The organism is Paraburkholderia sp. SIMBA_030 (assembly GCF_046535245.1).
Classification (GTDB): domain Bacteria; phylum Pseudomonadota; class Gammaproteobacteria; order Burkholderiales; family Burkholderiaceae; genus Paraburkholderia.
The window spans coordinates 32,920-57,584 of sequence record NZ_JAWRXB010000017.1; the positions used below are offsets into that span (position 1 = coordinate 32,920).

General features: G+C 63.5%; 20 protein-coding genes and 1 pseudogene. 7 read left to right on the plus strand and 14 right to left on the minus strand.

Annotated elements, in window-relative coordinates:
• Window positions 1-14 precede the first annotated feature (14 nt).
• From SB772_RS26750 to SB772_RS26795, 10 genes are all read right to left on the minus strand, one after another.
• On the minus strand, window positions 15-806 hold the full coding sequence (locus SB772_RS26750) for an ABC transporter ATP-binding protein (RefSeq protein ID WP_410836193.1): 792 nt from the start codon (window positions 804-806) through the stop codon (window positions 15-17).
• A gap of 87 nt (window positions 807-893) precedes the next feature.
• Window positions 894-1,607: an ABC transporter permease gene (locus SB772_RS26755; protein WP_410836194.1), complete on the minus strand. Its 714-nt coding sequence runs from the start codon at window positions 1,605-1,607 to the stop codon at window positions 894-896.
• A gap of 6 nt (window positions 1,608-1,613) precedes the next feature.
• Entirely contained in the window at window positions 1,614-2,303 is a 690-nt protein-coding gene (locus SB772_RS26760; RefSeq protein WP_410836195.1) for an ABC transporter permease, read from the minus strand.
• A 319-nt stretch (window positions 2,304-2,622) separates the two neighbouring features.
• Window positions 2,623-3,576, minus strand: a complete 954-nt coding sequence (locus SB772_RS26765) for a patatin-like phospholipase family protein (protein ID WP_410836196.1) — start codon at window positions 3,574-3,576, stop codon at window positions 2,623-2,625.
• A 20-nt stretch (window positions 3,577-3,596) separates the two neighbouring features.
• Window positions 3,597-4,148 (minus strand): hypothetical protein, encoded by a 552-nt coding sequence (locus SB772_RS26770; RefSeq protein WP_410836197.1) that lies wholly within the window; start codon window positions 4,146-4,148, stop codon window positions 3,597-3,599.
• Between the two features lie 622 nt (window positions 4,149-4,770).
• Window positions 4,771-6,372, minus strand: coding sequence for a rhodanese-related sulfurtransferase (locus SB772_RS26775; protein ID WP_410836198.1), 1,602 nt, complete (start codon window positions 6,370-6,372; stop codon window positions 4,771-4,773).
• Window positions 6,369-6,977 (minus strand): cysteine dioxygenase, encoded by a 609-nt coding sequence (locus tag SB772_RS26780; RefSeq protein WP_410836199.1) that lies wholly within the window; start codon window positions 6,975-6,977, stop codon window positions 6,369-6,371. The genes SB772_RS26775 and SB772_RS26780 overlap by 4 nt, the downstream gene beginning before the upstream one ends.
• 40 nt (window positions 6,978-7,017) lie before the next feature.
• A complete protein-coding gene (locus tag SB772_RS26785; RefSeq protein WP_410836328.1) occupies window positions 7,018-8,025 on the minus strand; it encodes an ABC transporter substrate-binding protein in 1,008 nt (335 codons plus the stop codon).
• Between the two features lie 60 nt (window positions 8,026-8,085).
• Window positions 8,086-8,922 (minus strand): class II aldolase/adducin family protein, encoded by an 837-nt coding sequence (locus tag SB772_RS26790; RefSeq protein WP_410836200.1) that lies wholly within the window; start codon window positions 8,920-8,922, stop codon window positions 8,086-8,088.
• Between the two features lie 11 nt (window positions 8,923-8,933).
• The gene (locus SB772_RS26795; protein ID WP_410836201.1) at window positions 8,934-10,013 is read right to left on the minus strand and encodes an LLM class flavin-dependent oxidoreductase; all 1,080 of its coding nucleotides are present in this window, start codon (window positions 10,011-10,013) and stop codon (window positions 8,934-8,936) included.
• A 1,293-nt stretch (window positions 10,014-11,306) separates the two neighbouring features.
• Between SB772_RS26795 and SB772_RS26800 the strand changes: the two genes are divergently transcribed.
• Window positions 11,307-12,302 (plus strand): LLM class flavin-dependent oxidoreductase, encoded by a 996-nt coding sequence (locus SB772_RS26800; RefSeq protein WP_410836202.1) that lies wholly within the window; start codon window positions 11,307-11,309, stop codon window positions 12,300-12,302.
• A gap of 72 nt (window positions 12,303-12,374) precedes the next feature.
• Here the strand turns inward: SB772_RS26800 and SB772_RS26805 are convergent.
• A pseudogene (locus tag SB772_RS26805) lies at window positions 12,375-13,223 on the minus strand (alpha/beta fold hydrolase).
• Between the two features lie 470 nt (window positions 13,224-13,693).
• Here SB772_RS26805 and glgC point away from each other — a divergent pair.
• The 3 genes from glgC to pdxY all read left to right on the plus strand — a co-directional run bounded on the left by glgC (window position 13,694) and on the right by pdxY (window position 17,682).
• The gene (gene glgC, locus SB772_RS26810) at window positions 13,694-14,959 is read left to right on the plus strand and encodes a glucose-1-phosphate adenylyltransferase (RefSeq protein ID WP_410836203.1); all 1,266 of its coding nucleotides are present in this window, start codon (window positions 13,694-13,696) and stop codon (window positions 14,957-14,959) included.
• Window positions 14,960-15,076: 117 nt separating this feature from the next.
• Entirely contained in the window at window positions 15,077-16,537 is a 1,461-nt protein-coding gene (gene glgA, locus SB772_RS26815; protein WP_410836204.1) for a glycogen synthase GlgA, read from the plus strand.
• 278 nt (window positions 16,538-16,815) lie between these two features.
• A complete protein-coding gene (gene pdxY, locus SB772_RS26820) occupies window positions 16,816-17,682 on the plus strand; it encodes a pyridoxal kinase PdxY (RefSeq protein WP_410836205.1) in 867 nt (288 codons plus the stop codon).
• 172 nt (window positions 17,683-17,854) lie between these two features.
• On the opposite strand, the gene SB772_RS26825 is transcribed toward pdxY, so the two are convergent.
• A complete protein-coding gene (locus SB772_RS26825) occupies window positions 17,855-18,133 on the minus strand; it encodes a DUF4148 domain-containing protein (RefSeq protein ID WP_410836206.1) in 279 nt (92 codons plus the stop codon).
• A gap of 240 nt (window positions 18,134-18,373) precedes the next feature.
• Between SB772_RS26825 and SB772_RS26830 the strand changes: the two genes are divergently transcribed.
• Both SB772_RS26830 and SB772_RS26835 read left to right on the plus strand, forming a co-directional pair.
• The gene (locus SB772_RS26830; protein WP_341312540.1) at window positions 18,374-18,835 is read left to right on the plus strand and encodes a hypothetical protein; all 462 of its coding nucleotides are present in this window, start codon (window positions 18,374-18,376) and stop codon (window positions 18,833-18,835) included.
• Between the two features lie 543 nt (window positions 18,836-19,378).
• A complete protein-coding gene (locus SB772_RS26835; RefSeq protein ID WP_410836329.1) occupies window positions 19,379-20,530 on the plus strand; it encodes a branched-chain amino acid ABC transporter substrate-binding protein in 1,152 nt (383 codons plus the stop codon).
• Window positions 20,531-20,662: 132 nt separating this feature from the next.
• Here the strand turns inward: SB772_RS26835 and SB772_RS26840 are convergent, their stop codons facing one another.
• Together SB772_RS26840 and SB772_RS26845 are read right to left on the minus strand one after the other, a co-directional pair.
• On the minus strand, window positions 20,663-22,549 hold the full coding sequence (locus SB772_RS26840) for a DUF3857 domain-containing transglutaminase family protein (protein WP_410836207.1): 1,887 nt from the start codon (window positions 22,547-22,549) through the stop codon (window positions 20,663-20,665).
• Window positions 22,546-23,445: a helix-turn-helix domain-containing protein gene (locus SB772_RS26845; RefSeq protein ID WP_410836208.1), complete on the minus strand. Its 900-nt coding sequence runs from the start codon at window positions 23,443-23,445 to the stop codon at window positions 22,546-22,548. Before SB772_RS26845 ends, SB772_RS26840 begins: the two co-directional genes overlap by 4 nt.
• Before the next feature lie 110 nt (window positions 23,446-23,555).
• Between SB772_RS26845 and SB772_RS26850 the strand changes: the two genes are divergently transcribed.
• Window positions 23,556-24,104: a hypothetical protein gene (locus SB772_RS26850; RefSeq protein ID WP_410836209.1), complete on the plus strand. Its 549-nt coding sequence runs from the start codon at window positions 23,556-23,558 to the stop codon at window positions 24,102-24,104.
• Window positions 24,105-24,665 lie beyond the last annotated feature (561 nt).

Below are 24,665 nucleotides of genomic sequence, written 5' to 3' on the forward strand. Positions count from 1 at the left end.
GCGCGAGCCACGCGTTACTTCAGACTGCCGGACAGGAACTGCTTGAGCCGTTCGCTGCGTGGCGCGCTCAGCACTTCGGCGGGCAAGCCCTCTTCTTCGGTGCGGCCTTGATGCAGGAACATCACATGGTTCGACACGTTGCGCGCGAAACCCATTTCGTGCGTGACGACGATCATCGTGCGGCCTTCTTCGGCAAGCTTCTGCATCACCTTCAGCACTTCGCCGACCAGTTCGGGATCGAGCGCGGAAGTCGGCTCGTCGAACAGCATCACGTCCGGGTTCATCGCCAGCGCGCGGGCAATCGCCACGCGCTGCTGCTGACCGCCCGACAGATGCGATGGATACTGTTTTTCCAGACGCGGCGCGAGACCGACCTTCTCGAGATACTCGCGCGCGCGCTCTTCGGCTTCGCGGCGCGACAAACCGAGCACATGAATCGGCGCCTCGACGATGTTCTCGATCACATTCATGTGCGCCCACAAGTTGAAGTGCTGGAACACCATCGCGAGCTTGGTGCGGATGCGTTGCAACTGCTTATGATCGGCGACTTCGAGATTGCCCGCGCGGTCGGTTTTCGTCCTCACCGTTTCGCCGTCGACGACGATTTGCCCGGCGTTCGGCCGCTCCAGAAAATTGATGCAGCGCAGGAACGTGCTCTTGCCGGACCCGCTCGCGCCGATGATGCTGATCACGTCGCCTTTGTTCGCGTTCAGCGAAACGCCCTTGAGCACTTCGTTGTCGCCATAGCGCTTGTGGATGTCCTGAACGGCGAGCTTGCAAGCTTCGGTTTGAGTCGTGTGGAGCAAGATGCTCTCCCAGAGAAAATACAGATCGATCTTCGTGACGGCGCGAGTCGGAAGCGCCGCTCAATGCCAACGCGCCAGCTCAATGCGTCAATGCGTACGTACCGCCAGATAGCCGAGCCAGTGGCGCTCGGCGCGCCGGAACAACGCCACCAGCGCGAACGATACCACCAGGTAAATCAGCGCCGCGAGGCCGAACGCGTTGAACGACTGATAGGTGGCTGAATTCACGTCGCGCGCCACCTTCAGGATGTCCGGCACCGTGGCCGTAAACGCGACCGTGGTGGCATGCAGCATCAGGATCACTTCGTTACTGTACAACGGCAGCGCCCGGCGCAGCGCGGACGGTATCACAATGCGCCGGTACATCGTGAAGCCGCTCATGCCATAGGCGCGCGCCGCTTCCACTTCACCGTGCGAGGTCGAACGGATCGCGCCGGCGAAAATCTCGGTGGTGTACGCGCAGGTGTTCAGTGCAAAGGCGAGAATCGCGCAGTGAAAACCGCTGCGGAAAAACGCGTCCAGCAGTTGATGCGAGCGCACGAATTCAAGGCTGTACATGCCGGTGTAGATCAGCAGCAGTTGCACGTACAGCGGCGTGCCGCGAAACACGTAGGTGTAAAGACGCACCGGCGTCGACAGCCAGCGCTTCTTCGAGACTCGCGCCACCGCCAGCGGGATCGCCATCACGAAGCCGATCCCGATCGACGTCACCAGCAGCCACAACGTCACCGCGAGACCGGAAATTCGCTGACCGTCCCAGTACAGGAACGCGCGCCAGAATTGGTTGAGGATGTCGATCATGGTCTGTCAGAGCTCCGCGTGCCGCACGCCAATCGAATAACGCCGTTCGAGCCAGATCAGCACGAGATTCGATGCAGTGGTGATCGCCAGATAGATCAGCGCGGCGACCAGAATGAAGAAGAACATGTTGAAGGTGCTCTTGCCGGCATCCTGCGCGGCCTTGACGACATCGGCAAGACCGATGATCGACACCAGCGCGGTAGCCTTCACCAGCACCTGCCAGTTGTTGCCGATGCCGGGGAGCGCGAAGCGCATCATCTGCGGAAACAGGATGCGCGTGAACACGCGCACGCCGCTCATGCCATACGCGCTGCCCGCTTCGAGCTGACCGCGCGGCACCGCGAGAAACGCACCGCGGAAGGTCTCGGTGAAATACGCGCCGTAGATGAAGCCGAGCGTCAGCACGCCAGCCACGAACGGATCGATATCGAACTGCGGCAGATCGAGCGCATCGGTCAGATTGTTGACCGCGATCTGGATGCTGTAGAACAGCAGCAGCATCAGGACCAGATCGGGCACCGAGCGGATCAGCGTCGTATAACCGGTCGCGAGCGCCCGCAGCGGGCGGTTGAACGAAAGTTTCGCCGCCGCGCCCGCGAGGCCGAGCAGCACGGCGGCTGCCAGCGACAGGACGGACAACTCGATCGTCTGGATCGTGCCGGCCAGCAACACCGGACCAAAGCCGTAAAGGAACACGCGCGTCTCCATCCAGGTTTATTGAGGATGTCAGGGACGGCGCCGGCTGCTCTCCTTGCCCGGCTCGTCCGACATGGCGCGGAGTCTCGCAAGCGAAAATTAATTGCTCAAATAGAGGGCCGGTGGTTTGTTGCGTCGCAACATGACGCGGTTTGGTGCCGCTGGAGGCTCTTAGGGCTTGGTTTTGCGGGGGATACGGGTTTGTAAGCCGGCTCGCGCACGGCTTGGGCCGCCGCGATTTAGCAAGTTTCGGGTCGCTTTTTCGATAGACGGATTGAGGCTCGACTGCGTTTCGCCTATCGCGCCGCGTACGCAAAAACTAATCAATCCCCAATCGGGCCCGAATCGCCGGCAGCATATATTCCACCGCCGCGCGCCCTTCTTCAATCGCCGGTGCGGCCCGATGGAAATCAAAAATCCCCATCCCCCCCAACCGCGGTTGAATCAGAATATCCGCCGGTTCGCCGGCAAGACGACTCCGCGTAATCCGCACTTGCATGATATCGATGCTCTGCGCGATCGAGCTCAGCATCGAAGGCACGCGCGCGCTCGGTGCAGGCGGCACCCGAACATCGTCGGCACCGCGTGCCTCAGCCGGGGCAAGCCAGCGTGGCCAAGGTTTGCCATTACGCCGCAAGGCGACAGGCGGCGGTGCCGTCGGATCGATCGCGGGCGTATCGACCACCGCGCCGCCAAAATCGCGGCCGTTCAGAATATCGTTGTTCAGATCGACGGCGATCACGCAGTCCGCCCGCATGCCGCGCGCCACCGAGACCGGCACCGGATTGCTCAAGCCGCCATCCACCAGCCACACGCCGTTGTGCCAAACCGGCGTAAAAATCCCGGGAATCGCAATCGACGCGCGCACGGCCTCCACCACGCTGCCGTCCTGCAACCAGCTTTCGCGGCCCGTATCGAGTTCGGTAGCGACCGCCGCGAACGGTATGTGCAACTGCGCAATCGAGCGACCGTCGAATTTGTCTGCGAACAACTGGATCACTTTACGCCCGCCCAACAGGCCGCCCGACAGACGCAGATCGAGCAGACGCACCACCGTTTGCCACGTGAGCCGCGAGACCCATTCCTCAAGCCAGTCGAGATCGCCGTTCGCATAGACCGCGCCGACCAGCGCGCCGATCGACGTGCCGCACACCACATCCGGTTTGATGCCCGCATCGTGCAACGCGCGAATCGCGCCGATATGCGCCCAGCCGCGCGCGGCGCCCCCTCCCAACACCAGCCCGATACGGCTGTAATGACGTCGACGTATCATTTTTTCCTGCCTGTTCCCGTCTATCGCCCGCGCACCACGTCCGAGCGCGATGTTGTGTACACCTTGTGAAACTCGTCGAAGTGCACGTTGAAAATACCCTCTTCCGTCACGCCGCCCTCGCGCCACTTCCAGCTCCATACAGTTTCCGGCTTCAACGGAAACACGGCGACTTCGCCCGGCTTGCCGAGCAGGCGGCGCACTTCGTCCTCGGTCATGCCGATGCTGACCTTCGCGAAGTTGGCGGCGGTGAGCACCTGCGTGATGGCTTGCAGTTTGCCGTCGCGGTCGATGTCGACCATGTAGGTGTTCAGCCCTTGCGGACCGCGCGGATATTCGAGGCGCTTCGAGCCGTCGGTAAACGTCCGCTCGGTTTCGGGCTTGCCCATCTGATCGCGCACTTGCGCTTCGTTCGTGACGCCGGGCGTCATGTTCCTGAGCAGTAACGCGTCCGGCTTGACGGCGTTGAAAAATTCCTTGAGTTTTTGCACGGCGCGGTCGCTCTGTTGGTCGTCACAGCCGGCCAGCGTGACACACCCGCTCAGCATGGCGACGGTAAGCAGTTTGAGGCTCACAGCAAGTTTCCTGTACGAATGCGGACGCGTCACGCGCACGCATCCCGTTGTGTAGTGTGTCCCAATCCCCCAAGGGGACTTCCTTCGGGGCCGGAGACTTCTTTCGGGCGTGCTACAGGATAACCGCGTGCAGACAAAACCGCGAGCGCCGCCCGCAAGGAGGCCGTAAGCGTCCGTCCTTGCGGCGCGGTTTGCTGCGGGTGGACTCAGCCGAGGAAAACGCGAGGGAAAAAATCCCGGAAAATGCGGCCCGGACGCAAAAAGGCGACGCTGTGCAAAGCGTCGCCATACCGGTCGGTACGGTCACCGAACGGTGGAGGCGGCAGACAAGCCGCCCGAAGCGAAGCACCGCGGACGGCGCGCAGCGGCCCGGTTCCAGGCGAAGCGGTAAGAGACCTTGATCTCCGACCTTGCGCCATCGCCGGAATGGCAGACCGCTGCTTGTTTGGCCGCCCTGGTCCCTCGATAAGCCTTCCAGGTGCAGCCAATCTAAACGCATCCGCGGAATTAGACGAGAGCGCGTTTACGCCGAATTGGCAGATGATTTCTGGCTGAGCGGCGCAAGCCGCGCGCAGCGCGCGGCCTGAACCGCGCTCGACTCCAGCTTCAATAAGCCGCCACGTCAGATCACGTGAAAACCGTGCGTGCCGTCGCGGCCGAGTTGCGCGACGAGGCCGTATTCCCACTCCAGATACGCGTTCATCGCTTCGCGCGCGCTATCGTTGCCTTCATACGGACGCCGGTAGCGGTCGATGCGCGGCGAAGCCAGCCGCGTCTCGCCGCCTTCGACCGGCAAGCCCGCTTCGAACCACGCGTTCGTGCCGCCGCTCAGCACCTGCACCGGCTTGCCCGTCAACGCGGCCAACTCCGGCGCGGCAAAGCGCGCCAGCAGACTGCTGCCGCAAGTCACTACATAGCGTTGCGCGTCGGGCAGCTTGCGCACGGCGTCATCGAGTTGCGTGCGAATCGCATACCACGCGCCGGGAATATGGCGCTTCACGTAGTTCGCGCTCGTCGTGAAATCGAGCACGACGGTGCCGGGCGCTTGCAGCAGCGCCGCCAGTTCGGCGGGCGAAATCTCGTCGGCGTCCGGCGGTGTAGGCGCATTCCGCGCAGCCGGCGCCGCGCCCCGTTCGCCGAAGTCGGCGGCGCCCAGGCCATCCACCACGTACACCTCGACGTTCATCTGCGCGAGCCACGACGCGCTCATGTTCGCGCGCACGCCGTCGTTGTCCGCGAGGATCACGCGCGCGCCGCGCACCGGCGCGAACATGTCGGTTTCCTGCACGAGCTGACCGCCGGGCGCGCTGCGAAAACCGGGCACGTGCCCCGCTTCATATTCTTCCGGCGTGCGCACGTCGAAGCGATAGACGGTGCGTACCGCTTCGTCGGCCCAGCGGCGCGCTTCGTCACGCGAGGTGCGGCCCACTTTCGCGCGATCCGCCACCTTGCGCGCGGCGTCGGCGGCGGCCAGGCGGACTTCGTCGTCGATATCCGGATCGAAGCGGCGCGAGCTGCCGTGCGCGAGCGGCTGACCGGCGAGCGTCCAGCCGATCGTGCCGTTGCGCAGCGCCGCGACCGGATTGGGCACACCCGCATTGATCAGCGACTGCGCGCCGATGATGCTGCGGGTGCGCCCCGCGCAATTGACGATGATGCGCGTGGCGGGATCCGGCGCGAGCTGCCGCGCGCGCAGCACCAGTTCCGCGCCCGGCACGCTGATGCTGCCGGGGATGTTCATGGTCTGGTACTCGTCGAAGCGGCGCGCGTCGAGCACCACCACGTCGGCGTCGCGATCGAGCAGCGCCTGCACGTGCGGTGCGTCGAGCGACGGCGTATGCCGCTCGCTTTCGACCAGTTCGCCGAACGCCTTGCTCGGCACGTTGACGTCCCGGAACAGCTCGCCGCCAGCCTGACGCCAGCCTTGCAGACCGCCTTCAAGCAAGGCGACATCGGTATAGCCCAGTTCGCTCAAACGGCGCGCGGCGCGTTCGGCGAGACCTTCGCCGTCATCGAGCACGACGATCGGCAGCGCGAAACGCGGCAGGCGCAACGGCGCTTCCAGTTCGAGCCGGGACAGCGACAGGTTCGCCGCGAAGAGCGGATGACTGCGCGCATGCGGATCTTCCTCGCGTACGTCGACGAGCGCGATTTCCTGGCGCTCCAGCAGCGCGCGGCGCACGTCCTTGAATGAAAGGGTACGGAACTCTGTAGCAAAACTCATGGGATCGGGAACTCCTTTGAAACATTCCAGATATTGGGCAACATATCGTTCGAGTAGCCTGAGATGAAATTCTTACGGCCGCCGCCTACCGGATAAACCGAGCGCACCACTGCGCCGATATTTGCACCGTACACGTGAATGCTGATCGACGTAAGGTCGCCAAAAGCATTACGTACACGATGAATATCGCCGGTGCGCGGCGACACGGCGTCCACGGCACCGGCTTCCAGACGCCGCGGCGCGCCCGCTTCCATCAGTTCGCCGCCTGGCGCGACGCGATAATCCTGCGCAATTTCCGCGCCACGCAGCACCCCGATCAAACCCCATACGGTGTGATCGTGCACCGGCGTCGCTTGCCCCGGTCCCCAGACAAAGCTGACGACCGAGAAACGCTGCCGCGCATCCGCGTACAGCAGGAACTGCTGATAGCGCTCGGGATCGGGTTGCGCGAAGGCGTCGGGCAACCAGTCGTCGTGGGCGACCAGTTCGCGCAGATGCGCGCCGCCGGATTCGAGGAGCTGCGCTTCGGGCACGGCGTCGTCGACAAGGGACGCGATCCGGCCGACGAACGTGCGCAGTCGCTCCGCTCTTAAGGCTTGGGTCATCGAAAGTTCAGGAGGATTGACAGAAATCGGGGAAGCCGGCTCAGGCGCCGTGGGCGAGCGCGGCGTTGAAGGTGTCGGTCCACAGCGGCGCGACATCGACGCGCCGGTCGATCACCGCCGTGCGTGCGAAGGTATCGGCAACCCGCTGCTCGCTGGCGATGTCCGCCGCTGTGACGCCGGTGATGCGGCGCGCCTGGCTCTGGTTGCGATACAAGGACAGAATCGCTTCTTCCGGCACGCGCAGTTCAGCGGACAACACCTTCGCGTACGTATCCTGATGCTGGCCGAACCACGTGCAGGCGCGTTGCAGCCGCACCAGCAGATCGGCGCAAGCAGCGCGCCGTTGCGGGTCGGCCAGCACCGCCGGATGACCGTAGTACAGGTAGTTGCCGGACAGATAACCGTTGGCGTTTTTCAGCACGCGCGCGCCCGCCTGCGAGATCGCAAGCGGCACGTTGTAGCCGTAGATCGCCCATGCATCGAGCGAACCGGCATTGAAGGCGGCAAAACCGTCGCGCGGCGCGAGCGACGTCGCCTGGATATCGCCAAACGACAGCCCTGCTTCTTCGAGCATGCGCAGCAGGTAGTAATGCGTGGTGGTCGCGCGCAGATAGCCGACGCGCTTGCCTTTCAGATCGCCGATCGAACGGATCGTCGAGTCCTTCGGCACCAGCACGACCTGGTTGTTGACGTCGTCCTTGTAGACGGCGATCACGCGCACCTGGGCGTTTTGCAGTCGCGCGAAGATCGGCGGAATCTCGCTGCCCGAGGCGATATCGAGCGAGCCGCCGTTCATCGCTTCGATCATCGCGTTGCCGGACTGGAATTCGGACCAGTCGATGGTGTAAGGCGTATCCGCGAGGCCAGCCGTTTTCAGCAGCGTGGCGTCGCCGCCTTTGTAAGTCGCGACACGCAAACGGACCTTGCTGAGGTCGAGGTGCGAGTCGGTGTTCCCGGTTGCTGCCGATGCTGCTTGCGCTGCTGTTGAAACCAGGCTTGTGCTTGCGCCGAGGAGTGCCACGGTTGCCGCTGCCGGCAACGCGGACATAAGCCGGCGGCGCCGGAGCGAAACCGGCGGGTCGAAACGTTGGGTCATGTTGGGAGGCGCTCAGGTCAGTACGTCGGGCTCGGCTTCGACAAGCCCTTCCAGCAGGCTTTCGAACGCAAACAGCGCGCCGCCTGGGCGGCCCACCTGCTCGTGCGTGAGCGTCGCGACATCGTGTGGAATCGCTTGCGGCGTGCCGGCGGCTTCGGCGAGCAATTGCGCGTGGCAGGCGTTATCGAGTGCGATATACCACCATGCGGCAGCCTCGACGCTCGGACCGGCCGTCAGGATGCCGTGATTCTTCAGGATCACCGCCTTACGTTCGCCCAGCGCCGCCGCGATACGCGCGCCTTCATCGGTATCGAGCACGACGCCGCGGAAATCGTCGAACAGCGCGTGATCCTGATAGAACGCGCAGGCGTCTTGCGTCAGCGGATCGAGCGTTCGGCCGAGCGTCGACCACGCTTTGCCGTAAAGCGAATGCGTGTGCGCCGCCGCGACCACATCGGGGCGCGCCTCATGAATCGCCGCATGAATCGCGAAGGCCGCCTGATTCAACGGCCCCTCGCCAACAACAATTTCGCCCTGCGCATTCACCAGCAACAGATCGGACACGCGGATGCGGCTGAAGTGCTTGCCGAACGGATTGATCCAGAAATGATCGGGCCATTCCGGATCGCGTGCGGTGATATGACCGGCGAGCCCTTGATCGAAGCCGTAGCGCGCGAACAGACGAAACGCCACGGCGAGGCGTTCTTGCCGATGGCGGCGTTCATCCGCGATGTTTTCGCGCGGTGGCAGGTCGTCGAACCAGAATTGGCGTATGGGTTCGTGGCGCTGGAGCGTCGATGCCTTGCCCGCAGGCGTATTGTTTAAGACTGCGATGAACAGATCGGTCATTGGGGCTCCGTTCAGGCGGCCACGCGCTCGACGCGCGCGATCCGTTCACGGGTGGCCGGAATCAGTTCGCGGCCGTAGTCGATGGCGTCTTCGAGCGGATCGAAGCCGCGCACGAGGAAGGTCGACACGCCGAGCGCGTAATACTCGGCGAGCGTGTCGGCGACCTGTTCTGGCGTGCCGACCAGGGCGGTCGAATTCGAGCGCCCGCCGGTTTCCCTGGCGATGCCGGTCCACAGGCGTTCATCGACGCGGTCCGATTCACCGGACGCCGCCAGCAGACGCCGCGCGCCTTCGCTTTGCGCCGGCCCGCCGACGCCGAGCCCTTGAGCCGCGCGCAGCCGGCGGGTTTCTTCGAGGATGTGATCGGCGCGTTCCCAGGCGGCGGCTTCGGTGGCGGCGAGAATGGGCCTGAACGATACCGAGAAGCGCACGGTACGGCCGTGCCTGGCGGCTTCGGCGCGCACGCGGGTGACCTGTTCGCGCACTTGCGCCTTCGATTCGCCCCAAAGCGCGTAGACATCCGCGTGACGGCCGGCGATTTCGAGCGCGGGCGCCGAGGCGCCGCCGAAGTACACGGGGATATGCGGTTGCTGGACCGGCTTCACTTCGGAGAAGCCTTGTTCGAAGCGATAGTACTTGCCCGCGTGATCGAAGGGTTTATCTTCGGTCCAGATGCGGCGCAGGATGTGCAGGTATTCGTCGGTGCGGGCGTAGCGTTCGTCATGCGAGAGGTAGTCGCCATCGCGGCGTTGTTCGGCGTCGTCGCCGCCGGAGATGATGTGGACTGCCAGGCGGCCGCCTGAATAGTGATCGAGTGTGGCCAATTGGCGCGCGGCGAGGGTCGGTGCGATGAAGCCCGGGCGGTGGGCCAGCATGAAATGGATTTTTTCTGTGACGCCGGCGGCGTGGGCTACTGTCAGGAGCGCGTCGGAGCTCGTCGAATGATGCGGCACGAGGATGCGGTTGAAGCCCGCTGTTTCGTGCGCGCGGGCGAATTGTTCAATGTAGTTGATGTCGATGCTTGTGCCTTGTGGCGCGTGGGTTTCAGACACCTTGCGGGTCTGGATCATGCCGATGAATTCGATTGACACTTTAGTGTCTCCCAGGTGGTTTTTTTGCCCGGCGGGGCGGTGGCTTTCTTTTGCTTTCTCTTGCTCGCTTTTGCTTGCTTTTGCTGCTGCGGGTGCTGCTCTGCTCGAGGGGTTTAAGGTAGCAGCGCTACATGCAGTTGTTAACTATTGATCGGCCATATCTATATCGGGTTTGCATGTATCGGTTTTTGGTTTTTTTTGCCTGCTCGGCGCTTTGGTTGTTGTGCCTGCGGTGTTGGCCTTTCCTTGATTTGATATTGGTTTATTAGCGTTCCCCCTGTGCGGGGGAGCACCTACTTTTCTTTGCCGGCCGCAAAGAAAAGTAGGTAAAAGAAAGCGGCTCACACCGCTAATTCTTAAGCGGGTCCCCTGGCTTGGAGGAGGTAGTGGAGCATCTGGAATCGGTTTTCTCGCACATTCGGCGCGAGTGACAAGGCAGTCATACTTCCGGCGGCGCTACGCGCGCCGTAGCGGTACTTCTCAACACCGATTGCAAATTGGCGCCTCCGGCGTCATTCTTCCCGCCTCGCACTGCGTACTCGCCGGAATGGTCTGCCAGGGAAACCCGTGGCTTCGCTTTGACTCGGTGGTGGCCATCTGCTTCGCCTCGGCAAAGCGCTGAGTTGTGGACATGCGGACCACTTCGCTGAACGAAACGCAGTTGTGGAAGTGCGGGCCACTTCACCGAGCGAAACGCAGCCGCGAATTACGCGAGCGCAGCAAAGGCAAGCCCTTACGCCTGAACAACCGCAGGCACGGCAACGTCGCTAGCACAGCGAAGACAAGCCGCTACGCCTGGATAACCACGGACACGGAGACGACCGACGGTTTTGTGAAGTACCGCTACGGCGCGCGTAGCGCCGCCGGAAGGATGACTGCCTTGTCACTCACGCCGAATGTGCGAGAACACCGATTCCAGATGCTCCACTACCTCCTCCAAGCCAGGGGACCCGCTTAAGAATTAGCGGTGTGAGCCGCTTTCTTTTGCCTACTTTTCTTTGCGGCCGGCAAAGAAAAGTAGGTGCTCCCCCGCACAGGGGGAACGCTAATAGACCAATAACAAATCAAGGAAAGGCCACCACCGTAGGCACACAGACCAATAACAATTCAAGGAAAGGCCACCACCCCAAGCACACAGACCAACACCAACGCCGTAGGCAAAAAACCCCAACCGCTACGCGCAACAAACCCTTTCCACGAACGTGGACATCACCAGGCGATCGGCAAGAAATCAAAACCTTTGCCACAATGCCCCATCGCGCGAAAGCGCAAAAAATAGCCATTGAACAGAACATGATCCCCTTCTCGGTACTAGACCTATCGCCGGTCACCGCAGGCGCCACCCCAGCTGAAGCCTTCAAAAACACCCTGGACCTGGCGCGGCATGCGGAAGCCTGGAACTACCACCGCTACTGGCTGGCGGAACACCACAACATGACCGGCATCGCCAGTGCCGCCACCTCCGTGGTAATCGGCTACGTCGCCGGCGGCACCCGGAAAATCCGCGTCGGCTCCGGCGGCATCATGCTGCCCAACCACGCTCCGCTCGTCATCGCGGAACAATTCGGCACCCTCGCCTCGCTCTATCCGGATCGCATCGACCTGGGCCTCGGCCGCGCGCCCGGGACCGATCAGACCACCGCCCGCGCGCTGCGCCGCGATCTGCAAAATAGCGCGGAGTCGTTCCCCGACGACGTCGTCGAGCTGCAACGCTATTTCGCCGACCCCGTGCCGGGCCAACGCATTCGCGCCGTGCCGGGCGCCGGTCTGCATGTGCCGCTGTGGCTGCTCGGTTCATCGCTCTACAGCGCGCAACTCGCCGCGGCGCTCGGTCTGCCGTTCGCGTTCGCGTCGCACTTCGCGCCCGATCACATGCTCACCGCGCTGCGGCTCTATCGCGCGCAATTCCGGCCGTCGGCGTCGCTCGATAAACCCTACGCCATGGTCGGCGTCAATCTGTTCGCCGCCGATACCGCCGCCGAAGCGCAGCGTCTCTTCACCTCGCTGCAACAGCAGTTCGTCAACCTGCGCCGCGGAACGCCCGGCCAGTTGCAGCCGCCGGTCGACCGGCTCGAAGCAGCGGAAATGGAGTTGAATAGCGTCGCGCATTCGCTCGCCTGCACGGTGCTCGGCGATCGCGATGCGGTCCGCGAAGGCCTGCTGTCGGTGATCGAACAAACCGGCGCGGACGAGTTGATCCTGACCGCGCAAATCTACGATCACGCAGCCCGCCTGCGCTCGTTCGAAATCGCCGCGCAAGTGCGCGAGGAATTGATCGGCAGCAAGTAACAAAAAGAGCGGCTCGCGGCCGCCCTTCTTCTCGTTGATCGCCCGAGTCCGCATCCACGCTCGAGTCCGGGCTCAGCGATTCGCCGGCACCGCCGCCAGGCCGTCAAGCAGCGCCTGATGAAACGCCTGCGGGTTCTGCATCTGCGGCGCATGTCCCAACGTCGCGAATTCGACGAGCGTCGCGTGCGGAATCGCCTTCGCGGTGGCCTTGCCCAGTTCCGGATAATGGCCGATCTTCGCGCGCACCTCGGGCGGCGCGACATCCTTGCCGATCGCCGTGGTGTCCTTCTGACCGATCAGCAGCAGTGTCGGCATCGTCAACTGGCCCAGTTCGTACACCACCGGCTGCGTATAAATCATGTCGTACAGCAACGCGGAATTCCACGCGACGATCTGTTTGCCGGGGCCACGGTACATCCCCGCCAGCATCTGTACCCACGGTTCATAGTCCGCGCGCCATTGGCCTGCGTAGTAGGTCGACTGCTCGTAGCGGCGGATGCCGTCAGCGGTGGTCGCTCAGGCGCCGGATCGTCGTTTCCCAGGTCGCCGCGCAGAAGTTCTTGCCGTGCAGCAACACCGCCGTGCGGCCATTGGCGCGCGCCGGCCTGATGTCCATGTACGCCATATGCAGCGCCACGCCTTGCGAGGTGAAGTCGTACTGCTGGACCGGCGCCGGATAGTTGAAGCCCTGCAACTCGGGGCCGAACGCGGGACCGCCGTTGTCGGCGGCGCCAGCGGCGGCGCTGGCAACGGCCGACGTGGCGGCGCCGCGCTGCATGGCGGTCGAAGCGACCGGCATCGCGCTAGAAGCGGCCGGCATCGCGGCAGAAGCGGCCAGTGCAGCCGCGAAAGCGGCCGGTGCTGCGGCAAAAGCGCGCAGGCGCTCAGCATGGCGAACACAGAATAGCGGCGAAAACTCATCGACAGGATTTCTTGCAAAGAGAAAGCAAAGGAAAACGTGCAGGCCAGCGCCGGCAGTCGCGCTCAAGCCCCGTTCACGAGCCGACGATTCTACGACGCGCCGCCGGACGCTGCTGCCGCCCGCGTATGTTCATGGCGGCATCGGCCGGTTTGGCACGCATATTGCACCGGGCCACTGCACGCGCTATGTGCCGTGGCGCACGGATGCGTGGCGTGCAAGGGTCGATCGTGCGCAAGATGGGCGCACAAGCGGCATCCACGCAATTCAGACTACTCGCCCGCAGCAAATCGGTGCTAGAACTAACAAACGGAGCCGAAATTACGGATCCGTCAGGCAGCACGATCCAGAAGCGGGCAGGAAAGCGAACTAAAACCAGCGCAGCAGCGGCTGGCTAAAGCCAGCGGCCAGAAGCACCGGCTAGAACAAGTCCAGCATGGCTATCCGGGGGATATAAACCAAGGAGACAGACATGGAAAGTCCGGCACGCCTGAACGATCTGCAACGCACCACCCTCGCCATCGTCCTCGCGGGCGGACGGGGCACGCGGCTCGGGCCGCTCACCAACAAGCGCGTCAAACCGGCGGTGCACTTCGGCGGCAAATATCGGATCATCGACTTCGCGCTGTCCAATTGTCTGAACTCCGGCATCCGCCGCATCGCGGTCGTCACGCAATATAAGGCGCACTCGCTGCTGCGCCACTTGCAGCGCGGCTGGGGGTTCCTGCGCGGCGAATTCAGTGAATTCATCGACCTGTGGCCGGCGCAGCAACGCGTGGAAGGCGCGCACTGGTACCGCGGCACCGCGGACGCGGTGTTCCAGAACCTCGACATCATCCGCTCGATCGGGCCGAAATACGTCGTGGTGCTGGCAGGCGATCACATCTACAAAATGGACTACACGCGAATGATCGCCGATCACGAGCAAAGCGGCGCGGATTGCACGGTCGGCTGTATCGAGGTGCCGCGCATGGACGCGGTGGCCTTCGGCGTGATGGCGGTGGATGAAAACCGCCGCGTCACCGGCTTCGTCGAAAAGCCGGCCGATCCGCCCGCGATGCCCGGCCACCCGGATAAAGCGCTCGCCAGCATGGGCATCTACGTGTTCAACGCCGACTATCTGTACACGCTGCTCGAAGAAAACATCTCGAACATCGACACCGATCACGACTTCGGCAAGGACATCGTGCCGCGCGTGGTCACGCAAGGGATGGCGATTGCGCACCCGTTCAGCATGTCGTGCGTGTCGTCGGACCCGAGTGTGGAGCCGTACTGGCGCGACGTCGGCACGATCGACGCCTATTGGGCCGCCAACCTCGACCTCGCCTCGACGATCCCGACGCTCGACCTGTACGACCGCAACTGGCCGATCTGGACGTATCAGGAGCAATTGCCGCCGGCCAAATTCGTACGCGACATGAAAGGCCTGCAAGGGAGCGGCAACAATCTGATCGTGTGCGGCGGCTGCGTAATCTCCGGTTCGCAGATTTCGCGCTCGGTGCTCTCGTCGAATGTGAAAGTGAGTTCGTTCTGTAACATCAATGAGGCAGTCTTGTTGCCGCAAGTCACGGTCGGTGCGAGTTGCCGGCTGCAAAAGGTCGTGATCGACCGCGGTTGCACGATTCCGGACGGCACGGTGATCGGCGAGGATCCGGTGAGCGATGCCGAACACTTCTACCGTACCGACGACGGCGTCGTGCTGGTCACGCCCGAGGCGCTCAGGCAGAAGGCGAGTTGATCCTCGGATCATTGGCGAATGCGTCGGCGAACGCATTGGCGAAGAACGCGCCGAACGAAGCGCCGCCCGCGTCGCGGCTGAACGAAATCCCGCACTAACAGGAATGAGACAGAGCCTATGACGATTCGCGCCCTGCACGTCGCAAGCGAGCTGTATCCCCTACTGAAAACGGGCGGTCTCGCCGACGTCGCGGGCGCGCTGCCGCCCGCGCTGATCGAGCGCGGCGCCGATGTGCGGGTGCTGCTGCCCGGCTTCCCCGCGGTCGCCGCCGGGCTGACCGACTTGCGCACGGTGGCGCAACTGGGCCGCCGCTTCGATGCACCCGCGGTCGCGCTCGAACAGGGCACGCTGCCGTCGAACGGCCTGGCGGTCTACATGATCCGCGCCGACACGTTATACGACCGGCCCGGCAATCCCTATCTGAACGACGAACACGTGCCCTACGGCGACAACGCGCAGCGCTTCGCCCTGCTCGGCTGGGTCGCCGCGCAACTGGCGCAGCAACTCGATCCGGCGTGGTCGCCGCAGATCGTCCACGCGCACGACTGGCACGCGGGGCTCGCGCCCGCCTATCTGAAGGCGGCCGAACGCCAGCATGGCCGCGCCTTCGCGCGCAGTATTTTCACGGTGCACAACCTCGCGTACCAAGGCATTTTTCCGGCCCATCAATTCGGCCAGCTGGGCCTGCCGGACGACTTCTTCAGCATGCACGGCGTCGAGTTCTACGGGCAGTTGTCGTTCCTGAAAGCGGGCCTCTACTACAGCGACCGCATCACCACTGTCAGCCCGACCTACGCGCGCGAAATCCAGACGCTCGCCCAGGGCGGCGGACTCGACGCGCTGCTGCGCCATCGTTCGCACGACTTGAGCGGCATCCTGAACGGCGTCGACTACACCGTGTGGAACCCCGCCACTGATCCGTTCCTCGAGGACCACTACACGGCTACGCGTCTGGCCGACAAACAGGCCTGCAAGGAAGCGTTGCAGAAGCGCTTCGGCCTCGCACAGAAAAGCGATGCGCTGCTGTTCGGCGTAGTGAGCCGGCTGACCGAGCAGAAAGGCCTCGACCTGCTGCTCGCCGCGCTGCCCGAAATCGTCAGGCGCGGCGGCCAGCTGGTGGTGTTCGGCACCGGCGACCCGGCACTCGAAACCGGCCTGAAACGCGTCGCGCACGCCCATCCGGAAGCGGTCGCGGTCGAACTGGGTTTCGATGAAACGCTGGCGCATACGATCGTCGCGGGCAGCGACGTGATCGCGGTGCCGTCGCGCTTCGAGCCGTGCGGGCTGACGCAGCTCTATGCGCTGGCTTATGGCTCGCTGCCGCTCGTGCATTGCGTCGGCGGCCTGGCCGATACGGTGGTCGACGCGTCGCTTGAAAATCTCGCCGACGATCTCGCCACCGGGTTCGTGTTCGAACGCTTCGAACCGCAGGGCCTCGCCGCAGCGATTCGCCGCGCGTTCGCGCTCTACGGCCGGCGCACCGAATGGAAAGCGGCGCAGCGGCGCGCGATGCGCCAGGACTTCGGCTGGGGCGCATCGGCCGAGCAGTACCTTGCGCTGTATCGGGAACTCGTTTAAAGCCGTTTTGCGCACGGCCTCCGCCCGCGCTTCGCCTCACCGGCCCGCTGCCGATGCGTTTGATGGTTCGGCGCAACAACACGGGGACGGATCAACTCAGGCGCGGCAAACTCATGGCAAACTCATGTATTGTTTCCTGACGATGCAGACCGCGCATTTTTCTTGCATAGTCTGAAGCAAGCATGCCGCAACAGGCACCGGCCAAAGCCGGTTCGCTACTGCGGCGCATCCTCCCCGTTCTCAACCATCGCGCATCACGGCTTGCGCGAGCCGACACCATGACGAAAAACGTTCTGAGCATCCAGTCACATGTCGTGTTTGGGCACGCCGGCAACAGCGCGGCGGCGTTCCCGATGCGCCGGCTCGGCGTCAACGTCTGGCCGCTCAATACCGTGCAGCTCTCGAATCACATGCAATACGGCCATTGGAGCGGCAGCGCGATCGACGCATCGCAGATGGAGGAGCTTGTCGAAGGGATCGGCGCGATCGGCATGCTGCCGCGCTGCGACGCCGTGCTGTCCGGCTATCTGGGCACGCCGGAGCAAGCGCAATCGGTGCTGGAGATCGTCGAGGCCGTGAAGGCCGCCAATCCGCGTGCGTGGTACTTCTGCGATCCGGTGATGGGTGCGGCGAGCGGCCACAAGGCCGAGCCGGGCATTCAGGCATTCCTCGTGCGCACCATGCCGGAAGTGGCCGACGCGATGGCGCCGAACCACTTCGAATTGCAACGGCTGGTGGGCCGCGAGATCGAGACGCTCGAAGAAGCCGTCACCGCCTGCCGCGAGGTCATCGCGCGCGGGCCCAAGCTCATGCTGGTCAAGCACTTGCTCGATCGCAACAGCCCCGCCGACCGGTTCAACATGCTCGTGGTCACCGAGCGCGAGGCATGGATGGGTCAGCGTCCGCTCTATCCGTTCGCGCGGCAGCCGGTCGGCGTCGGCGATCTGACGAGCGCGGTGTTCGTCGCGCGCACGCTGCTCGGCGATTCGATTCGCGCGGCGTTCGAGCACACGCTGGCCGCAGTGAATGCGGTGGTCAAGGCAACCTGGCAGGCCGGACGCTACGAGCTCGAACTGGTTGCCGCGCAGAACGAAATCGCGCAGCCGCGCGAATGGTTCGATGCATGGGTGGCCGACACGGCGTAGAAGCGGCCTGGATCGATCGATGGATCGCGGCATCGGGGCGATCGTGTTATCGCGGGCTTCAGGACGCGCCGTTGTGGTGCGCATCGGTGGCACGGTGTGCACTGCATGCTGCCAGGGCACCTTGGTACCCGGCACCATGGAAGCGGTTCACGACTCGTCGATGCAATTGACGTCAGTTGCTGGTCGACCCCACGCCCGGCTGATTCGCCACTTTGGCGGCGCTGGCCGCAGCCGCCGCCCGTTGCGCGCGCAGCGCGACAACCTTGCGCGTTGCCTCAACGGCTTCCTCCGGGTAGCCCGCATCGCTGAACTCGTAGCCGACCGTCTGGTAGTCGGCCAGCTCGGCAAGCACCTCCGCCCGCGTCAGTCCCGCCGCCTGCGCCGACGATGCGCCAACAGCCGTGACACCCAGCAAACCGACACACAGCGACACCCAAACAACCTTCATCATGACTCTCCGATTGACTCGACCAGAACGGTCAAACAAAGTCTATCGACAGCCGCGCGTAAGAAAATCCCCCGCGCGCGGAAGGCACTGTTGCGCACTGTGTGAGCAATCCGCGGCGAGCGCGGCCGGGCGTGCGGTCGGCGATTGTCATCCGGCCGTCCTATAATGCCTGCCGCGTGGGCGAAGCATCCGCCGCTTGCGCGGCATTTTTTCGGCATCCGGCATTCAGCAAACGAGGCATCGATGGACGGTTATATTCGCAGCGAGCGGGAAGAATATTTTGAGCAGTTGTGCATCAGCGTCGACGCTGACGAAGCTCACGAGCAGGAAGCGATCGAGTACTTCGAAAGCCAGTTCGACGAAGCCGACTTCGATCCGGCCCAGTGGCTCGACATCGCGCTCTACTATTCGCCGGCGGTGGCGCGCGGCATCATCGACATGGTGACGCCCGACGACAAGGCGCGCAGCAACATCGCCGAAGTGATCGCCGACAACCTCGACATCTCCTACGGCGAAGACGAATGCCAGCAGTTTGCCGAGACCATCGAGTTCGCGCTCAACAACGGCGTGCCGGTCGATCTCGACCTGGTGCTCGACGGCTGCCAGCGCGCCATCGACGACCTCGACACCTGGGCCGATGAAGACACCAAGGCGCCGCTCCTGCGTCTGCGTGAAGAGTTGCTGCGCCAGCAAGGCGAGCACTAAGGGCCTGGCTTCAACCCGCTGATTTTCCGGCGCATTCGCGGCCTGGCGGCTGTGGATGCGCTGCTGCAGCCAAGCCGGTGCACTCGCGCCGGTTTCCTGAGCTGGGTTTTCTGCGTCGCTTTCTCTGCGTCGCTTTCTCTGCTTCGCTTTCTCTGCTTCGCTTTCTCTACTTCGCTTTCCCTGCACCGCTATCTCCAGCGCTTCCCCGCACCGCACTCTATTGCCGATTTTCTTAAGCATGTGCCGCAATCCGCATCTACGCGGCCGGTCTGACAGGCCGCCAGCCCAAGCGCTGCGCCGTCTATGCCGAAATGCTCATTCAAAGCGCCACGAATTGCCAAGACGGCCGCAAATTGGCTTTTTATATTCGCGTCAGATTGACGGGCGCATGCTTGCCGCTGTAATCCAGCATTGTTTACGGAAACGGATCATCCGTAATCCGACGAAGCGCGCAATGCGAACAGGGGACGTTTCGCGCGCGTCGATCCAGCGTTACTGCCTTGCTGCTTTCACAACCTGAAACCGATGATGGAAGGAGAGACCATGAGTCTTCGCAACCCGCTGAAACCGCTTGCACTGATCGTTGGCGCCGTCTTCGCGATGGGGCCGCTGGCCAGTTTCGCCGACGACCTGCCGGTCAAGATCGGCTTTGCCGCGCCGATGACGGGGGCCAACGCCGGCTACGGCAAGGATCTGGAAAACGGCGTACGGCTCGCGATCGAGGAAGCCAACGCCCAGAAGATCAAGATCGGCGACAAGGTCGCACAATTCCAGCTCGTCTCCGAGGACGACCAGGCCGACCCGCGCATCGGCGTGCAGGCCGCGCAGAAGCTGGTCGACCAGAGCGTATCGGCGATCGTGGGCCACTTCAATTCGGGCACGACGATTCCTGCCTCGCAGATATACGAACAGGCCGGCATTCCGGTGATCGACCCGGCCGCGACCAATCCGATCATTACCGGGCGAGGTTTTTCGAACACCTTCATGGTGATTTCCACCGATGCGCAAAACGCCGGCAATGCGGGAGTTTATGCCGTCGAGGTGACCAAGGCCAAACGGATTGCGATCATCGACGACCGGACCGCGTTCGGCCAGGGCGAGGCCGACGAGTTCGAGAAAGCGGTGAAGGCGCACGGCGGCAACATCGTGACGCGCGAGTACACCGATAATCATGCTGTTGATTTCAGCACGCAGCTCACCAAGATCAAGTCGACCAATGCGGATCTGATTTTCTTCGGCGGACTGGATACGCAGGCTGCCGGGTTTGCCAAGAAGATGAAGCAATTGGGGATGACCGCCCAGCTGGTGGGCGGCGGCGGTGTGGTGGATCCCGAGTTCATCAAACTCGCAGGCGATTCGGCTGAAGGGGTGATGGCATGGGAATATGGCAGGCCGTTGGCGCAGTTGCCTGGCGGCAAGGATTTTTCTGCCAGGTTCAAGAAGCGATTCGGGGTGGATATCCTGTCGTACGCGCCATTCGGATACGACGGGGCATGGGCGGCAATTCATGCCATGCAGCAGGCCAAGTCCAGTTCACCGGCTGTTTATCGGCCTGTGTTGAAGGGACTTGATTTCGACGGTGTCACTGGAAAGATTTCTTTTGATAATACCGGGGCGTTGAAGAGCGGGGCTTCTACGCTATATCAGGTTAAGGGCGCGGTTTGGGTGCCGGTGGTTACCAAGAGTGGAAGTTAAGATTTTTTGCCTGCCCGGCGCTTATTGATCATTTGCCTGCGGCGGTGACTTTTTTCAACAGCGCCGCGCAGGCAAATGAAAAAATCACCGCCGCAGGCAAACACCCCAACCGGCCGCTACGCGCAAATAAACCTACTTCAAAACCTTAACAACAACCTCCGAATCCAGATCCCTTTGAATCCGGACCAGATCCGACTTCACATCGAGAAACTCGGCAGCAGAACACATCTGATGCCCAAACCCGGCCCGAAGGTGCCGCCTGACCTGCAATACCCGCTCCGCAGGATCAAACACATAGTGAGAGGAAAAATCGAAAAACCGATCTTTCGCCGCCGCATCAGGCGGCACGTCGATCACCTGAACAAACCTTGGCAATGCCAACTCCAAGGTCTCATCGAACTCCCCTCCGATACAGGTCCACGGCTGCGTCCTTAAAGGCTCCGCAAGCCACGCCTGCACCTGACTCCCCATGCCGCCAGACAAGCTGGTCAAAGCCGGCACGGCAGTCGTGCCGTCCTGCCAGACAAAATGCTCCACCCGCCCTTGCATCGAAGTAGAAAAAGGCCCATCCATTGCGGCCACATCGCCCGTGCGCAATTGCGCAGTCCCATGCAGCCCTGTCTGCAATAACCTGCTCGCGGCAATCAAATGGGTCCGCTGCCGCGTCGCCCTGCGAAACATATTGCGCTCGAGTTCCGCCGTCTCCCCTGCATCCTCCACGCGATATGCGTAATTAGCCGCCCCGCTTTCATCGACATCGATCTGCAAGCGCGCGGTCCGCTCGCGCAACTGCGTGGCCGGCGTGCGCGACAGCACGCCCTCGTCGACCAGCAGCGCGGGCCGGTCCATCACGCCCGCCGGCAAATAACCGAAACTCACGCCGCCCGCCGTCGTGTCGGCATATAAAGACAACTCAGGAATCCAGACGATTGCATGATTGATCGCGCTCCCGCCATATCCCGGCACGTCCGGCAAACTGTAGTACGGCCCGAGATCGAGCAGCACGGCCTCGCTGCGAATGCCTACCGCGGCCAGCAACGCGCCGTACAACGCGACGTGATCCTTGCAGTCGCCGTAACGGTTGCGCAGAACGTCGATCGCCTTGTGCGGGATCGCCGCCGTCTCGCCGAGAAACAACGCGACGTAGCGAATGTTCAAGCGCATCCAGTCGTACAGCACCTGCGCCTTCGCGCGTGGATCGGCAGCCTGCGCAGTCAGACTCTGTGCGAGGCGCACGATCGCCGGGTCGTTTATCGTCGCGTCGACGGCCGGTCCGCGATAACGCGCGGCGAAACTCGCGAAGTCGGGCACCGTCGATATCATCAGGCGGTCTCCCCAGTTCGCATAGCCGACCGCGCCCGTTTCGAGCGGCGCATACGGGCCGTGCCGGTAATCGAATTCGTAGCGGGTACGGCCGTTCTCCGTGACCGGCGGCAGCGCGACGTAGCCGCGCGCGTCGGTATAAAGCGGCACATCGGCGGGTAAGTCGAAGATCAGGCGCTGCATCTCGACCGGCTCGCGCGTCGGTTCGACCAGGTATGCAAAGGTGCCGGCCTGCAAAGGCTTCGTGCGCGTCTTGCGAAACGCCAGATGCACGCGCGAGCCGGGCTCGATGCCCGGAAAGATCACCGTGCGCAAGACGCCGTCCTGGAAATTCGGCGCGCCGGCCGAGCGCGGTTCCTGCACGTCGCGGATCGCCTCCGGGCCGGCCGGGTGCGCCACGCCGTTCGGGTCGATCGTTTCCGCAACCAGCAATTGCACCTGCTCGATGTCCTTGTTGAACCACACGTAGCGTTGCGCGATATCGTCGACGCCGCTCGTCGTGTCGGCACGCAAAACCGTGTCGTCGTGTTCCTCCACGGAACCGTCTTTCTGGATCACGAAGAGGTGGACGTCGCGCTCCATCGTCGACGGTGCGAGATCGTCGCCGGCGGCGGGCTCGCCTGCATGCGCGGTGGCGACGCACGCACCCAGCATCAACGCGGCGGCTAGCCTCACGAACGCGACGCACCGCGTCATGGGCGGCGCGCCCTGCCCCGCGCGCGCCATGCTCGCGGACTCGAAGCAAACTCCGCGCGAAACGCGTGATTGAAATTCGATAGATCGTTAAAGCCGCAATCCAGCGCGACGTCGACGATCTTCGCGCCGTCGTCGTGAAGACGCAGCGCCGCCGCTCGCAAACGCGCCCGCAGAACGTATTGATGCGGCGTCACGCCGGTCACCCGCTGGAAGGTCCGCAGGAAGTAGAACTCACTCAAGCCCGCTGCCGCCGCAAGGCTCGCGAGCGTATGCGGCGCGGCGGGCGCGTCGTCGATCAGACGCACGGTCTGCGCGACGCGCGACCATGCCGCGGCGCTGGCCGGCTGCCCTGCACGCGTCAATGCGCCGGCCGCATCCAGGGTCGCGACGGCGAGTTCGACGGCAAGCTCGTCCCACGCCGGTTTGCCCACCTCGGAAGCCCCCGCGCAGGCTCGCGCGATCAGCGGCGACAGCGAACGAAGCGCGGGCATGCGCGCGCGCCTGAAATTCAGATTGCCGCTCGCGATGCCGGCGTCGGCGGCAAGCTGCTCGAAGTAAGCCGGCGCATAGTGAAACGCGATACAACGATCGCCGGCCCCGTGCCGATGGCCGCACTCGAAGCAGTCGCCGTTGTTGCCGAGCAGCAGCGCCCCCGGGGTCAGCAGCTCGCGCCCTGCCGCAGCCCGGTAGCCGAACGAGCCGGCGACCACCATCGCGATGCACATGCCACCGTGCCGCTCCTCGAACGGCTGGTCGCGTGGTCCGAAGGTGCAGAGCATGTCGGCGACGTCCCAACCCACGCCCTGCGCCAACGGGCGCGCGGCCATGCCGCCGCGCGTGCCTTCCCGTGTGCGTTGCGCGAGCGCCTGCTGCAAAGTGACGGCAATTTTCCCCAAGATGTACCTCGGCTGAGTCCGTATTCTGGTTTTAGCACATCGGCGGCCGGCGCGGTTTTGCCGCTTGCGGCGCGCTGCCGCCTCGCTCAACCCCTGCAGGAGGACACCCGATGAACAGGCTGGACAACGATCTGGAACGCGGCTTTCAGCACGCATTGAGCGCGCCCGCGCGCGCCGCCGACATCGACGCCGACGACGACGTCTACGGCTGGCTGATCGGCAGCTGGGACATGGACGTGGTGCACTACCGCGTCGACCTCGGCGCCGAGCGCCGGCGCGGCGAGATTCATTTCGGCTGGGTGCTGGAGGGCCGCGCCGTGCAGGACGTGTGGATCATGCCGCCACGCGGCGAGCGGCACGCGGGGCTCGCCGTCACGGACGACATGTACGGCACCACGTTGCGTGTTTGGGACGCAACGCTGCGTGCGTGGCGGGTGACCTATCTCAATCCACGGACTGGACAGCGCGATGAACTGATCGGCCGACGCGTCGGCGACGCGCTGGTGCAGATCGGCACGCATGCCGACGGCACGCCGATTCGCTGGAATTTCACCGATATCACGAAGGATGCTTTTCGCTGGACTGGTGTTGCGCTCGCGCAGGACGGCGTGACCTGGAGGCTCGAAGCCGAGTTTCATGCCCGGCGCAGACGTGCCTGAAGAGGGTCTTTTCTTGGGTTTTTGCCGTTGGCGGCGGCATTGATTGTTGTGCCTACGGCGTTGGCCTTTCCTTGATTTGTTATTGGTCTATTAGCGTTCCCCCTGTGCGGGGGAGCACCTACTTTTCTTTGCCGGCCGCAAAGAAAAGTAGGCAAAAGAAAGCGGCTCACACCGCCAGCTCTTAAGCGGGTCCCCTGGCTTGGAGGAGGTAGTGGAGCATCTAGAATCAGTGTTCTCGCACACTCCGCGCTGGTGACAAGGCAGTCATTCTTCCCGCCTCGCACTGCGTGCTCGCCGGAACGGTCTGCATGGAAACCAGTGATTTTGTTTTGATTTGGTGGGAGCCATCGGCTCCGCCTCGGCGAAGCGCCCAGGTGTACGAGCGCGGGCCACCACTCCGAGTGAGACGCGAGCGCCTCGCGAGGCATTGGGAACACGAGGGCGAGCCGCCGCGCCAAACCAGGCGAGGGCGCCCAAACCGCCAGGCGGTTTGATGAAGTACCGCCACGGCGCGCGTAGCGCCGCCGGAAGGATGACTGCCTTGTCACCAGCGCGGAGTGT